A 14127-nucleotide genomic window follows, 5' to 3' on the forward strand; every position below is an offset into this window, starting at 1 on the left:
TACACAACGCCTGTGAACTTCGATGCCGCCGAGCGGACTGCTTCGCAGCCGACTTCGTTAGGCCTAAGGCCGTCCGGCAGGATTGGAGTCTAAATACCCCGTGGATCGGCGAAGAACGATTTGCATAGGTCAAGGTATCCCCGGCTCTAGCACGACGTGGCACCGGACAGTTGCGCGATCCGCTGAATATGCAGCGACCCATCGTCAGTTGTTCGGCGAGGTGCGGTGCGCGGATTCTGCCCGACCGCTGCGGCGGTCGATGTCAGGAGTCGATGTTGCACAGCCTCGGTCCACGCCTTGTACCGGTTGAGCCATTCCACCTGACCCGCAATCGAACCTTCGTTGTGGCCGGTATAGGAGAACGACACGGGTTGCCCGTAGTCGGGTGTCTCTTTCTTTAACCGGGCCGCGTTCGCGTGGTAGGCCATCGTGGAACTGGAGCGAAAGTTGTTCATCAGCAGCAGGGTCGGTGCGCCGCCGTAACTGGTCGAGTAGTCGACATAGCGTTGCCACAGCGCGGGCAGGTACGGAGTGATGCACGGCCCGTTCACTCCGTCGCGGATCTGCGTCTCGTTGACGCACCCGTTGGGTGGGGAACCTGCGGACTGCCGGCCTTCGCCGCCTGCCTCGAAAAGTGCGTTGCCGTGGTGGTGGTGCAACGCCGACCGTGCGCGGCCACAGGACAGTATCGGGCCGACCTGCGTCCAAACGATTCCGTCGTCGGCGGGTGATATCCACGTCTTGACGGTAATGTTTCCTTCCAAGCCGTGTACAAGTTCAATGGTGGTGCGCAACCACATAGCGGTGCCGCTGACACCAGTCAACAAGACACTGGGGTAGTAATTGTTTTCGTTGTAGCTGGACCCGTTCGCGGACATCGACAGTGACATCTTGCCGTTGGCTTTGGAGTAGCCACATGGACAACGGATCCTGCACAAGGATGCCGTTGGTGTCGACGAGGTAGCGAATGGCGAGTGCTCGGTCGCCGCTGCCCGGAGCCCACGAGGAGAGGGCTCGCACAGAATGCGGAGGTCAATATTGCCGAAGGTGAACAGTCCTTCGGCGGGGATCGCGGGCTTCCAGCGCAGCGAACCGCCGGTGAGGTCCGCGTAGCGGCTTCCTGCGGACTTCGCTTGCAGGGTGATCAATTTGCAGTGATCCTCGATGTTCGGATTCCACGTCTTGTCGATCACGTGGAAGTCGCGTAGGCCGCGCCAATGGCCTTCGCGAGCAGGATCGAGAATCGTTCGTAGGGGATCGTGGTGCCGTCGCCGTTGTGCAGTGCACCGTTGGAGTCACCCGACGAGTCAACGGAAAAAGGTGAACGCCGCTGCGCGGCCGATGTCGAGGCTCGGTCGGATCGGGAGCACCGACCAGTCGTTCGTCCCCCATTGACAGCGTCGATCGCGCCGAAGGCTTCGCCGAACATGTTGAGCATTGACTGATAGGGAGCACTACGATCGACATGAGCGGAGTCGTGCCGCGCCGACCGACGCACGCAGGCAATTGGACAACTTTCGTCATTCAAACGGCATACGTCCTCGTGTCGTCCGACCGTCACCCTCGAGTAAAAGTCATATGCTCATGTCATCAACTGCCCGCGACCCGACACTGACGGTCCCTGCCGTCGCGTCATGGGCTACTACTCAGACTTGGCAGATCGCCCCGCCGACCCAATCGGACCTTCAACGCGCTAAATTGAGCCGACCAATGTAGCATCTTCGCTGGCGATAGAGCGGAACCATCTCGAAGGCTCGACTGTCTACAACGTGAGATGGACTATCAACGTAAAGGATCGAGACTGGACATGGAAATCGTAACCCAAACCGCCGAACATCCTAAATCTTCTGACTCGACCTCCGCTATCTATAATCAATGGCGTGCTGACATTCGAGCAAACCGGCGGGATCCGAAGGCAATTTTCGTCATGACGACTCTCCGATTCACTAAACTCTTGATGGGGAATGGACCATCGTATCGAAAAGTCTCGATACCAGCGCAACTAGCATACAGATTCATGACCGAATTCATTCTAGGGTTAGAAATACGACCCAAAACGCGTATCGGTGGAGGTCTGACCATCTTTCACGGATACGGACTTGTTGTTCACGATCATTGCATCATTGGGGATAATGTGACACTGAGAAATGGAGTAACTATTGGACAAGCCAATCCCGGTGGCGGCGTACCCACTATCGGAGACAGAGTTCAAATCGGAGCGAACGCTTCAATCATTGGACAAATCTCGGTAGGCACCAACTCAGTTATTGGTGCTGGATCGGTAGTTGTGAAGAACGTACCGGCGAACTGTGTCGCTGCTGGGAATCCGGCACGCATAATTCGAACAAACCGAGAAGAAACTACCAGGACTTCATAATGCCCAGGGTTAGTGTGCTGCTACCGGCAAGAAACGCAGGCTCGACCCTCGTCACTGCAATCAGGTCGACCCTACTGGCAATGCCTAGGGATAGTGAGCTGGTGGTTTTCGACGATGGAAGTACCGATTCGACCGCCGATGTGCTGGAATCGTTCTATGACAGGCGACTCCGAACAATCTCGGGATCAAACACTGGCGGAAGTGGTGTCGCCAACGCATTGAACACACTAATTGAGAATACAGACAGCGAAATCATCGCGAGAATGGACGCGGACGACATCACCCTTCCGCACCGATTTTGGCTGCAAGAGCGGCAGATGGACTCTTCAGGCGCAAAAGTCGAATTCGGCAACGTAATACATTTCGGGGTAGGATTCTCAATTCCTAGACCGTCGAGACCTGTCGGAATCAGCATACGGGCGATGCCCTTGGCGCTCCTGATTTCCAATCCCGTGGCTCATTCGACGATGTTCGCAAGACGCGACGAACTGGTAAAGGCCGGCGGGTATCGTCCCGGTCCAGCCGAAGACTACGACCTTTGGTTGCGCCTCGCCACAGCGCGGGTCCCCATACACCGAGGCGCAACGCCGATACTCGCTTATCGCCACCACGCGAGTCAAGTTACGGCGAACACCGCATGGCTCGCTAAAGCGCGCATGGACCCAGCGGTAAAGTTAGCGTACCGAAACTGCCTCAAAGCCGTGCTGGGTGTAGATTCACAGGAAAAAGCGAATGAACCACTCGACCAGACTAATTACATCGTTGGCCTGAAAGCTGAAATATCTGCATTGCCTGATGGAGCCGATCGATCTTATCTTTCACGCTTCATGGCTGAAAAGTTCGGTAATGGATCTAGGTAGCTTAAGAATCATCAAGTACGGAGAAGCAATGCGGGTACTGATTGGATATAGTTATGCATCGAATAACCGAGATGCGGTAGCCAACGCAATTAACGACCTCGCGAAGGGGTTGTCGGAAGCTGGAGTGCAGACAGTTGTATACAAACAATACGATCCTTACCAAGAGAGGTCCCAACCGGTACCCGGGACAATCGCAGAGTCGTTCCGCAAGGTCAACCGACTGAAGGGGCAACTGCTGTACCTGGCGGGGTTCACCTTGCATCTGATTCGCACCGCATCAACGATCGACTGCGTCATTACGCTGGATACACCATCAGGACTTGCCTTTACGGGAAAACTCGCGAAGCTTGTCTCTCGTGGCAGAATCAAACATGTTGCGTGGATCATGGACCTGTACCGACTCCAGTCACGCAACCAAGAAAATAGCCCATCTAGTCGACTACGTGACGCACGACTAAAGTTTGAGACGGCAACCATAAAGTCTGCCGACAAGGTGGTCGTGCTGGGAGAGTGCATGCAGGTGGAGTTGCGGAGAAATGGAATTTCAGAATCCGTTGTACTGCCTATCTGGCACAACGCGAGCAGCACTCTTCCAATCCCGAAACCAGAAGCAAAGGCTGCGTACTACCGGAGTAGCGACTTTATCGTCATGTATAGCGGTAACGCTGGAGTAGCACATCCGCTAGACGGCCTAGTGAGGGCCGCGGAAATTCTGAAGAACGAAAAACAGATCCGCTTCATTGTCAGCGGCCATGGCAAATCCTACGACTCAGCACAGAAACTTGCTAGGCAAGCTGGCCTCGAGAATATCGAGTTCACATCAGGAGTTCCGTTCCACGAATTGAGCCTCTACCTAAGTAGCGCAGATATTCACGTAGTGTGTTTGAGCGAGCAGGCATTGGGCTCGTGCGTACCCTCGAAGGCATACGGAGCGATGGCCGCTGCGAGGCCAATTCTCTTCCTGGGTTCCGCAGGGTGCCAAGTTGCGTTGGATGTTGACGAGGCGCAGTGCGGCTACTGTATACCGACCGACGAAGCAGAGAAGATCGCAAACACCATATTTTCGCTCTACCGCCAACCAAGCCTCACCGACCAAATGGGCCGGAACTCCCGCCTATATTTTGAGGACCAACGGACTTTAGCAACTGGGGTCACACGATGGTCGCAGATGCTGAGGACAGTCATCGACTAACCTCGAACCGCTTCAGAGCCAGGAGCCAGATCGAATGAGACCGTCTCGGCAACGCGATCCAGTTTGAATCTTCTCTTGGAGAGGAACACGTCGACTGAAAATTGCACGCCGGCGCTCAACGCAATTGCTATGTAGAGCAGCACCATCTCATGGAAAATAAACGCCATTCCTCCGACAGCAACTAGGGTCGGAATTCCCGCTATTCGGGCGGCCACTATATCCCAACGGGCTTTGCTTGATTTGAGGTAAGCCGACCAGGGACCACTCGCAGAATAGAACGGGTATTGTATTGCTAAGATTGACGTATAGACTAGCGAAACCCCGGCAATTAAGTTAACACCGGAAAATTGCAACAATGAAAGCGCAAAGATGCAACAGGATGCAACTGCGAGAGTCACTGCACCTGCGGTCAACGACATACGAACCAGCGTACTGATATGCGAAACTCCACGGGAAATTGATACGAAGTTTGCAGTAGCTAAGGCGACCATGACGAGACCGACAGGCGCCAAAACAGACGAACTCAGTCTGTAATATCCCGCAGCCTCGATGGAGAACACACTGAAAGCCATAACGATGCCAAAGTTGAAGATAAGCTGAAAGGTCAGCGCCTCCAAAACCGAGTAAGCGACAAGGCCAGAACTAGAATTCTTGACCCTGCCAACTCCGCCTGATGTTGGGCGAACAAATCCCGCGAGCAGAATCCCGATTAACAGACTCGACAACGACGCCGCTGACCACGCTCGGAATACGGACGCACCATCGGCCAGCAAGCCGTTGAGACCATATGCAACTAGCGAGAGGAGCCAATACAGATCCATGGCCAAAGTTCGCGCAGGCTTCGCCTTCGCGAAATTAACCTGTCGCACATAATCCTGAATGACGATAAAACCGCCGGCTAGAACTAGTGCGGTTCGCACGTTCACGTCAAGTGATACAGAAACCAAAAGACTAGCGGTGCATAGCGTGAAGGCAAACAAAGTGACTAGTATCAGATAGTCCGTCTGAATTTGTGTTTGCTTACTCAAAAGCATCGGTTCGATAAACAATGCCCTGCTAAGCCCCAGACACACGGCTGTAACAGAGGCGTAAATCGCAGACTGCCCTACATCGGCGATACCACCGAAATGCGCAACCAGGAGGGTGAACGCCAGATTGTTGAGCGAGTAGACCCCCTGCGATGCAATGATCAAATTCCGTGGGTTCGCCAGTCGTACTGACAACCTATTTGTGTCATTTTTCTTTCTATGCCGATTCATTCTAGGCACCGATTTCTACCACGCCAGTGTCCCTGATCTATACAGCATTATCAGCCACTACTCGCTCATATATTCTGTTAATCGATCGTTGCCAAACATCTATGCCGAACTTCTGAATGTAGTTGGACCTTGCCTTCATTCGCATCTCCGCTCCCTGCCGCAGGACTGAATTCAGTGCCGTCGACAGGGAGCTATCTGCAAATGGACTGTAAACGGCCCCGGAACCATTCGCCGTAAGCGCCTTCACCGAGGCAAGCTTGTCGGAGACTATGAGCGGCGTCCCAACAGCAAGAGCCTCCAAAGCGACAGTAGGTATACCCTCACTCCACAAGCTGGGTATCACCAGCCCATCCGATGCGGCGATCAAGTCGAGGGTCTTGGTTGAGTCCGTCCTGCCCAACGTCCTAATATCGAGAGAGGACGATGCGACCATCTCGTTGACAGTGGAGTCAAGAGGCCCACTCCCGACAATGTCGAGCGCAAGGCCGACCGGCCATGACCGCAGGAGTTGCACAATTCCTTTTTCGTCCGTTAGCCTGCCCACGTAGATAAAACGATTTCGTCTTCTCGAACTAGGCTGAGCCCTCGCATTAGCAAAATTCGGTACCGTGACGATCCTGGATTCAGGGAGATACGTTCTGTAGAGGTCTTCGGCAGCAGAATTTAGAGTTATCAGAGTGTGCGGGTGCGCCAGAGTCGGACGTCTGGCGACGTCACCGAAACTTGCGATTGCCAGTGGCAATGTCGCCACCATCGATCCGCGATAGCATTTATGGACAACTGCTCGAATGCTGTTCCGGTCCAGGCACTCAGTGCAGGGTCTACCATCTCTGAACAGGGTTGCGGAAGCACAGACTGCACGGTAGTTGTGCAGCGTCTGCACAGTCTTCCGTCCCCAGAAAGACAACCAGTTCGATCGCCAGTTTGGGAATAAGTTATGAACGTGCACTACATCGGGATCAAACGAGGTTAATTGACTCGCAGGGTCTGAACCGGCGATGTTGGCGGTTGTTAGCGCCGCGCGAAGGCCGTAAAGGCGGCGATTTGATTCGCTGTCAGTCTCCTTTGAGATAAGTAAGACCTCGTGACCGGCCGCTCGCAACTGAATAACCTGGTCTGAAACCACTGTATTTTCACCACTGGGGCTTTGCCGGCTGTAGAAACTATGCACTACGGCAATTTTCATGCTTTCGCTCGCTTCATTTTCCACAGCGCCCGCTCTGCATTCACGACAAATCGCGGATTTCCAAATAGATAGCGCTTCCACAGCCGTCGCGGCTCGGTTGCTAAGCGGAACACCCACTCCAACCCAGAGTTCCGAATCCATTCAGGGGCTTCAGATGCCGTACCCGCTAAGAAGTCGAACGCCGCACCGACACCCGCTGTCGAGACCTGCAACCGGCGTGATAGTTCTGCGCTTGCGAAGTCTTGCTTCGGTGCACCAAGGGCAACCCAGACGAAATTCGGGCTGCACGGGGAAATTGCCTCCACGGATCTTTCGTAGAAGGTTTCATCTAGGGGTCCAAATGGTGGGGAATAGCTCCCTACGATCACGGCCCCAGGGTATTTGTCTTGAATAGAAGCCGTCAGTAGTGCCAAAGTCTCTTCAGAGGCTCCGAGCAGGAAGTGACGTAGATCATGCCGCCTGCCTTTGTCGAGTAGCATCTCGAAGAATGAGGGGCCTCGGACTGGCCTGCAAGTGACATGCCGACCAGTACGGCCCACTTTGAGTGCTCTGCGCATGTACCAGCTGACCGGTGTCCCGTCAGGGAAGTTGATTCCGGAGGAGCGCAACAGATTCTTATAACTCCGATCACGTGTCGCCTCTGCAACTGAGTATGCGTTCGCAAACCGCAGTGTTATGCCGTCGGATGCCGGATCGGCAATCGCAGAAAGCACGTCTTCTACGGCATCGCTCAACGTTGTGACTTGGAACGGTATACCCGCAACGAGTGCGGAGCGGCGATGAAGTGCATGCCCTTCGCCCGCCCCATTACTTCCGGTCATCACTCATCTCCATTAATCCGTCCTCGGTACCCGAGTTCGTGACAATCAGTACTGACTTGTGAACTGCACGATCCGCCGCTCCGTGGCGGTTGGTTGCTGCTGCGCAGGACGGCAGTCATCTATTGCTAACGAAACTGAGTCTACGGTTGGATACTGTAATCTCGCTTGCCGAGGTGATGGCCGCGTAGCACCGCGGAGGTCAGCACTCGATCGACGGGGTTCACGAACCCGAGATTGCGCCGATAATTCTGCGGCCCAAACCGTCGTCGAACGGCGGACCCCAAGGAATCTGCACCTGCCAACATTCGACAATCCTCGCCAGCTGAGACATCTCTCCAAAGTTGCGCAGCAGCCAGCCGTGGTCGATCCAACCCAGCATTCGTGGAGCGGCCAGCAGTTGCTTGAGGGCGTCGGGAGCGGCCAACTTGACTGCTACGACGCTATCGATGTCCCGTCTCGGCATCGGAAACACGCAGGCGCGAAGGGGAAGGGCATCCTCCGCTGCTGCCGCTACGGAAACGGCTGTGCGTCCGTCCGAGGTTCCCCGGTACGACGACACCGAGCCCCCGTCCGACAGGGCAGCCGAATTTTCCCGCAAGCGAAGCTCGCTCGCAGAGACGTAGACACGAGGATTGGACCCCAGGTCGACACGAAGCACATCGTCGGAAATCAGCGGATAACCAGCTTCCGCCAGCAAAGCGGCAACAGTCGACTTACCTGACCCCGACGGCCCGACCACGGCTATGGCGTCGCCTCGGACTTTCGCAGCACTTGCGTGCAGCACCGTGTGACCCTTCAAGCCAAGCCAAACTGCCAACAACGCGCCTGCCGCCATGACATCCAGGATGTCGTGATGTTGCGCCTCCAAGTCGGGGTGCGCGACGAAAACGGTGCCGTCGTCATTGCTCCCGAAATGTCCGACAGCGGGTATCAGCAACCTCGTCTTGCCACCGGAGATCTCGACACGGTGACCTCTCCCAGAGTTGTCCACGAGCTCGTTCACCACGAGAGCATCGCCGGACGGGCTTGGAACCGGCATCGGTCTACCTCTGACGATGGAGAGGTCGACCTTCCGATCAGCATCCGTGTCGACAGGGAGGTTCAGATCGAGGTCACTCGAGATCGAATATCCGTGCGCTCGGTACAGGTTCATTTCTTCCGTCTCGTGAGAACCAAGAAGCAGGCTGGCATGGAATACCATCCGAGCAGTGCGGCAACGGCCGCCGAGCCCACGTACAACGGCATATCCGCGCGGACGCTGAAACTGGCCATAATGTATCAGCCACCCCCTAGAAGGAACCCCATGCACTCCAGAGCTTCCTCATCGACCGGCCGAGCCGTCGAGCAGATCATCACCGCGGTTCGATTGGCCGCTCTGGTCATTTTCGTCGAGTTGGCCCTCCGTGTCACTAGCCTCGAACGCGTATGCCGGCTTCTCGATGTGTCATTCGACGTCTCGACCTGTGCCTCCACAGATCTTTACGACCAATCAGATCCCCACGTTGTACGCAGTCAGCGGCGAGTAGAGCGAGTTTCTCGGCGAATCGGTCTGGGAGACCGCTGCCTACGCCGGTGTGTGGTGCTCGCAGTCGAGATCCGAGATAGCACCCCAATACTTCGCATTGGTGTACGTCGTTTGAATGACAAAAGCTTTGCCGCGCACTCATGGCTCGAGCTAGCTGGAGGCAGCCTGGATTCGGACGCCAACCAATACCAGCCGGCAGTAGACCCCCGCCGTGCTCGCTGACCGCCGATTCGTGCAGCTCAGAGCCAGGGACAACGTGGGATTCAGGTGCTAGCCTTCACGCGGAGGGTCACATCGAATTCTGGGTCATCGTTGCACACATCTCGAACGAAAGGGTTCACATGGACAAGCAGCAGTACACCGCACCATCGATCGAAGACCTTGGCACCATTGAAGAACTGACAATGGCGTCCAGCTTCTCTTTCAAAGCCGACAACAGGACCGGCCTGCCGGTCGCGGGATCGTGACAACTCGGTGGTTGGGCGACGCTTAACTGCTCAACCACCGAGAACCCGGTTTCGCTCAACGTACGGAGTTGTGGCCATCACTCAGCCACGCTTGCTGCAACAGCATTGCTGATTGCAGTGTTACCAGGTTCTGCATCCAGGCGTCACGTAACCGGGACACGTCGACGTCCGGAGACTCAATCCCCGCTCCATCCCACTTAGCAGCAAAGCTTTTTGTGTCCTCACCGAACCTCGATCGGTTGAAGAACGCTTTACTCTCTCGATCAATAACGCTATCTGGCAACATTCCGTCAGACAACAGGCGCATACTTTGGCTACGCGATATACCGAAATAGTCGATGTGACCAAACCACGAGTCGATAAACTGGAAATCCAGGAACGGATCCACGGGGATACAGTCGAAAAGTCCCGCTATTCGATCTCTAGTTTCCAACGATACTTGCACCGCCCGCGTCTTCAGCTTTCTTCGCACTTCACTCTTCCATCCAAAATCATCATCAGCGGCCTGCTTGACGGAGGCGAAAAGTCCGTGAAGTGCGTCCTCCGTCAGCCAGGTAATGCCCGTCAGCATTGCGATTTCCTCCGCACCGATTGATCGCATGGATGGGAAAAGAGGTCTCACGACCCGCCTCATAGAAGTGCGACCAGAATATTTCAATTCCGATATTGAGCGACGAAAACGGTAAGATCTAGAATTCGCGAACAATTCGTCTCCGAATTCGCCGGTTACGAGAGACCCTCCCGCGGCGAATTGGTAGTCGAACAAGCTTGCGCCCGAGGCCGGCGGGAAAAAAGGACGCCCATTCATGGTGAGCAGATCAGTAAGAGGCTTTCCTAGTATGTCGAACTCAGTCGTAACGTCGTTTGTTATCCATTCAACCGGGAGGTCCAGCAAACGCAGATGATCGACAACGCGGTGTTGCCACACCGTCTCCTGGGCATCGACGTCCTCAGCGGGGTAGCGATGCGTCAAGGCCACCGGCCCTGGCAATCCGTGCTTCTTCGCAACCATCGCAGCCCTGGCGAGGAGTAGAGATGAGTCTCGACCACCGGAGAATGTGATAACGCACGGAGACTTCGTGAGGGCGTTCAGCAGTATCGTGTCAAGCACCTGGATCGGATGATCGGAAGGCCCGCGCCGCATCGGTGGTGAATTCTCCTGGATCGAACTGTCTGACATGCCGATCGGAAATCCATATGCAATTTCCCTATCGGTCAACTCCGGCAGCATGCCTGTCGAACCGAGGTAATCCATAACTTGCGATCTCCATTCGTAGCTACCGATGAACACCCGGTCGAGTCCGAAGATACTGTATCGTGAACCGACACGAATTCGCCATCAGATGGGGTCAGCCATGCAACTTCGCTCTCAAGATCTCGCCGTCAGCCAGTTGGATGACGAGACAGTACTTCTCGATCTGCGTAAATCATCGTACATATCGATCAAAGGGTCTGGCGTCGAGCTTGTTCGGCTCCTCAGCGACAACAGAAGCGAGACGGACCTAGTCTCAGCCCTCGTTGCAAAATTCGATGTGGGCGAAGCACAAGCAGCCACCGACGTGCGACAATTTTTGGACGGAATGCGTGATCGCGGCCTTCTCGACGAGTAGTTTGACCGAGAGTCAATCGAATGTGGAAGACTGCAAACGAAAAAGCGTAGAATACTCCCCCGCTTGCGCCATCAAATCTTCGTGTGTCCCGCTCTCGGTTATCCGACCCTCATGCATGACGTAAATTGTGTCCGCCAACCGCGCGCTCGAAATTCGATGAGTAATCAATACTGCTGTTTTTCCGAATAGCGTCTCGCGCATCTGTTGAAACAAGGCGTATTCGGCACGTGGGTCGAGAGACGCACTGGGCTCGTCGAGAATGACCATCGGCGCGTCTCGATACAGAGTTCGCGCAATGGCAATCCGTTGCCATTGGCCTCCAGATAGATCGGATCCTGGCTCGAAGATATTGCCGAGTAGCGTGTCGAGACCGTCAGGTAACTTCGCCGCAAACTCCGTGGCACCCGCCTTGGACAGGACAGAATGCACCCTCTCATCCAAATCGGCGTCACCGAAATCTGACAGTGCTACATTTTCGACAACACTCAAATGATACTCGACAAAGTCTTGAAACAAACATGCAACAGAAGCAGTGACAATCTGAGTGTCCCCCAGTTCCTCGCCGTTCCATAAATAGCGTCCAGATAGTGGCGAATAGAGACCTGCCAACACTTTTGCCAACGTAGTCTTTCCGGATCCATTGGAACCGACCAACGCGATAACTTCACCAGGTCTAATTGCAAGGTTTATGTCTTGTAAAGCAGCGGTGTTCGATTCCGGATACATGAATGCGATGTTCTCGAGGCGTACGGCAGGTGGGGCGTCCTGACGTACCGTGAGAGGAATCTCGCGCGAGTATTCACGCACGAACTCTTGATGGTCCTTGAGAAAAGGAACAGCCTCGGCCAACGTACCAACTGAGGAGAACGCGGTGGAAAACTGAGACGCCAGCAACCTGGACCCAACGGCCGCTGCAGCCGCCGAAGACACGCTCAGGTCACCGTCAGAAACAAGTAGAAACACGTACCCGAGCGCCAAAGCCAGAGCAACACTGTTGATAATTGCAGTCGCGACGGCGTCGAACTGTCGAGATCGAGCTGCATTCTTCAGCCTGACGAAGTAGTCGGTGTTGAGGGCAGTTTGACGGGCACTGAGAAAATCTGCGGTTTCGAATGATCGCAACTCTGCGGCATTCGGCTTCATCCCCATCAGCATTCGGATATACGAACGCCGTCGGTCGATCACATTTGCTCCAGTAGCGAACTGGAACTCCGTCCTACTGGAACGTGCGGCAAAGTACAGCGAGGGAATACCTGACATCAATATCAACGCAACGAGGAGCGGATTGATCGTGGCGAGCGCGATACACATACTGCCCGCTCCGATCACGCCCCCGAAAAGTGAGGACATCGCCGTCACCGTCTGCAAAGGTCGCGTCAGCGCGTTCTGCTGAATCCGTTCCAATGTCCCCAGAAAGTCGGGTGACTCGTACAACTCGAGTTCTACCGTAGTCGTCACAGACTGGAGATCCGACCACAGACGTTGAGACACACGTTCGCCCAGAACTCGCTGTTGCTGAACCTGGATCGCCGCGATGGACGAGACACCCGCAGTACAGACCGCAAGCAAAACCAGCGGAGCAACCAATCGCAACCCTCTGCCGGTCTCTGACGCAAGCAGAGCGTCCAGAGCGAGTTTGCTGGCAAATACAACGAGGACCGCCAGTGCAGCGCTCAAAATTTGTAACACGAATGTGAAGGACGCACCCCGCCGATCCGACTCGAAGACCGTTCTCACAGCGGTGACAATGTATCGGAGTCCACCGATTTTCTTGATGCGCGAGTCACCCATACAGCAGCCGTCTCGACCACAATCCTGCCAACGCCACGTTGATCACAACCCTGTGCCCTTTCGGTACCGCGCATAATCGCGAACAGCTGCCCGCAAGTCTGCAACTCCGCGACCTGCTCGCCGAAGTCTCGACATCGGCGGTGACAGCCGAATCAGACTATTCGATCGGTCACCGAAATCGATGGCGCGGGAACTCGGCCATAGCGCGGCTGCGAGCAGGCCGGCCTTCTTACTCCACGGTGCCGTCGATATCTGGATGAACCAGAAACTGGTGCGCGTCGTCGCGACCTGGCGCATCCGCCAGTCGGGTGAGGGTTCCTCGACAGCAGAAGCAGTGACGTCCAGCCCTACATCCGCGAAAAACTTGGAGGTCGACCGCAGCACTTTCCACTCTGCCGCCAAGAGAAATAGGGGCTGAACTCGATGCGCTTCAGTTGCTTCGACAAGCTCCCGATACTCGAGGGCCCGCAACAGCTCTCGGTCGGCGGACACTTCTCCGGTCTCGGGCCGGAGGGCGTGCATGGCCGCAATCAACGTGTGGGCGAGAACATTCGGTACGACAACGTGTTTACCGCCGATTGCCCTCCGTTCGGTGTTGGCCCACAACACCTCGAACGACTCGTGCGGCTGCAAATCCGACCCAGGAAAGTAGTGGTGCGCATCGACCTCGACGCCCATCACGTCATTCCTGAGAGTCGTCGAATGCCACAGTGCCAACGCCGGGTCACGGCGGCCGAAGCCCATCGCTTCCAGCCGCACGATGAACGCGGGCATGTCGTGCGGGGCGACCCAGACGTCCACATCGACCGAAGCCACTCTTGTTCGCAGACCCTGCGCCTGTAGCGTCGTTCCCTTGATGAACACACACCGGAGCCCTGACTTCTCCGCGACGTCGGCAATCAGCGGGTAGACGAGCTCCATGATGTGCTCTCGCTGCATCGGTCGCGCTTTCTGATCAGAGCCTGCAATCTGATTGCGGCCGCTGGCAAACTTGACAGTTCCCAACTGAGCCTAGTGTGTAAGCCCAACAATCTCGCGC

The 14127-nt window shown here is 55.5% G+C and carries 14 protein-coding genes; 6 read left to right on the forward strand and 8 right to left on the reverse strand.

Going from position 1 to position 14127, the window contains the following annotated elements; translation table 11 throughout:
• Positions 1-146: 146 nt before the first annotated feature.
• Positions 147-1193, reverse strand: coding sequence for a hypothetical protein (locus tag RHODMAR_RS01395; RefSeq protein WP_008710478.1), 1047 nt, complete (start codon positions 1191-1193; stop codon positions 147-149).
• Between the two features lie 824 nt (positions 1194-2017).
• Here RHODMAR_RS01395 and RHODMAR_RS29530 point away from each other — a divergent pair.
• From RHODMAR_RS29530 to RHODMAR_RS01405, 3 genes are read left to right on the forward strand one after another with little or no spacing between them, the layout of a single operon-like run.
• Positions 2018-2377, forward strand: coding sequence for a DapH/DapD/GlmU-related protein (locus tag RHODMAR_RS29530; RefSeq protein WP_198289375.1), 360 nt, complete (start codon positions 2018-2020; stop codon positions 2375-2377).
• Positions 2377-3237 (forward strand): glycosyltransferase family 2 protein, encoded by an 861-nt coding sequence (locus RHODMAR_RS27345; RefSeq protein WP_008710480.1) that lies wholly within the window; start codon positions 2377-2379, stop codon positions 3235-3237. The genes RHODMAR_RS29530 and RHODMAR_RS27345 overlap by 1 nt, the downstream gene beginning before the upstream one ends.
• A complete protein-coding gene (locus RHODMAR_RS01405) occupies positions 3224-4429 on the forward strand; it encodes a glycosyltransferase family 4 protein (RefSeq protein ID WP_198289376.1) in 1206 nt (401 codons plus the stop codon). The genes RHODMAR_RS27345 and RHODMAR_RS01405 overlap by 14 nt, the downstream gene beginning before the upstream one ends.
• On the opposite strand, the gene RHODMAR_RS01410 is transcribed toward RHODMAR_RS01405, so the two are convergent.
• The 4 genes from RHODMAR_RS01410 to RHODMAR_RS28075 all read right to left on the reverse strand — a co-directional run bounded on the left by RHODMAR_RS01410 (position 4426) and on the right by RHODMAR_RS28075 (position 8734).
• On the reverse strand, positions 4426-5622 hold the full coding sequence (locus RHODMAR_RS01410; protein WP_008710484.1) for a hypothetical protein: 1197 nt from the start codon (positions 5620-5622) through the stop codon (positions 4426-4428). The two genes, RHODMAR_RS01405 and RHODMAR_RS01410, sit on opposite strands and share 4 nt — an antisense overlap.
• Positions 5623-5725: 103 nt before the next feature.
• Positions 5726-6874, reverse strand: coding sequence for a glycosyltransferase family 4 protein (locus RHODMAR_RS27350; RefSeq protein ID WP_008710487.1), 1149 nt, complete (start codon positions 6872-6874; stop codon positions 5726-5728).
• Positions 6871-7695 (reverse strand): WecB/TagA/CpsF family glycosyltransferase, encoded by an 825-nt coding sequence (locus RHODMAR_RS27355; protein ID WP_008710488.1) that lies wholly within the window; start codon positions 7693-7695, stop codon positions 6871-6873. The genes RHODMAR_RS27350 and RHODMAR_RS27355 overlap by 4 nt, the downstream gene beginning before the upstream one ends.
• Positions 7696-7915: 220 nt before the next feature.
• Entirely contained in the window at positions 7916-8734 is an 819-nt protein-coding gene (locus tag RHODMAR_RS28075) for a hypothetical protein (RefSeq protein WP_157225941.1), read from the reverse strand.
• Between the two features lie 264 nt (positions 8735-8998).
• On the opposite strand from RHODMAR_RS28075, the gene RHODMAR_RS29535 reads away from it, so the two are divergent.
• Together RHODMAR_RS29535 and RHODMAR_RS29365 are read left to right on the forward strand one after the other, a co-directional pair.
• Complete coding sequence (locus RHODMAR_RS29535) at positions 8999-9442, forward strand: lasso peptide biosynthesis B2 protein (protein ID WP_442970014.1); 444 nt, start codon at positions 8999-9001, stop codon at positions 9440-9442.
• Positions 9443-9561: 119 nt separating this feature from the next.
• A complete protein-coding gene (locus RHODMAR_RS29365) occupies positions 9562-9687 on the forward strand; it encodes a hypothetical protein (RefSeq protein WP_269744586.1) in 126 nt (41 codons plus the stop codon).
• A 55-nt stretch (positions 9688-9742) separates the two neighbouring features.
• Here RHODMAR_RS29365 and RHODMAR_RS01425 read toward each other — a convergent pair whose 3' ends face one another.
• The gene (locus tag RHODMAR_RS01425; protein WP_008710493.1) at positions 9743-10942 is read right to left on the reverse strand and encodes an asparagine synthase-related protein; all 1200 of its coding nucleotides are present in this window, start codon (positions 10940-10942) and stop codon (positions 9743-9745) included.
• Between the two features lie 100 nt (positions 10943-11042).
• On the opposite strand from RHODMAR_RS01425, the gene RHODMAR_RS01430 reads away from it, so the two are divergent.
• Complete coding sequence (locus tag RHODMAR_RS01430; protein WP_157225943.1) at positions 11043-11297, forward strand: PqqD family protein; 255 nt, start codon at positions 11043-11045, stop codon at positions 11295-11297.
• 12 nt (positions 11298-11309) lie between these two features.
• Here RHODMAR_RS01430 and RHODMAR_RS01435 read toward each other — a convergent pair whose 3' ends face one another.
• Positions 11310-13088 (reverse strand): ABC transporter ATP-binding protein, encoded by a 1779-nt coding sequence (locus RHODMAR_RS01435; RefSeq protein WP_008710495.1) that lies wholly within the window; start codon positions 13086-13088, stop codon positions 11310-11312.
• A 42-nt stretch (positions 13089-13130) separates the two neighbouring features.
• Complete coding sequence (locus RHODMAR_RS01440) at positions 13131-14093, reverse strand: nucleotidyltransferase family protein (RefSeq protein WP_157225944.1); 963 nt, start codon at positions 14091-14093, stop codon at positions 13131-13133.
• Positions 14094-14127 lie beyond the last annotated feature (34 nt).

The organism is Rhodococcus sp. AW25M09 (genome assembly GCF_000333955.1).
Taxonomy (GTDB): domain Bacteria; phylum Actinomycetota; class Actinomycetes; order Mycobacteriales; family Mycobacteriaceae; genus Rhodococcoides.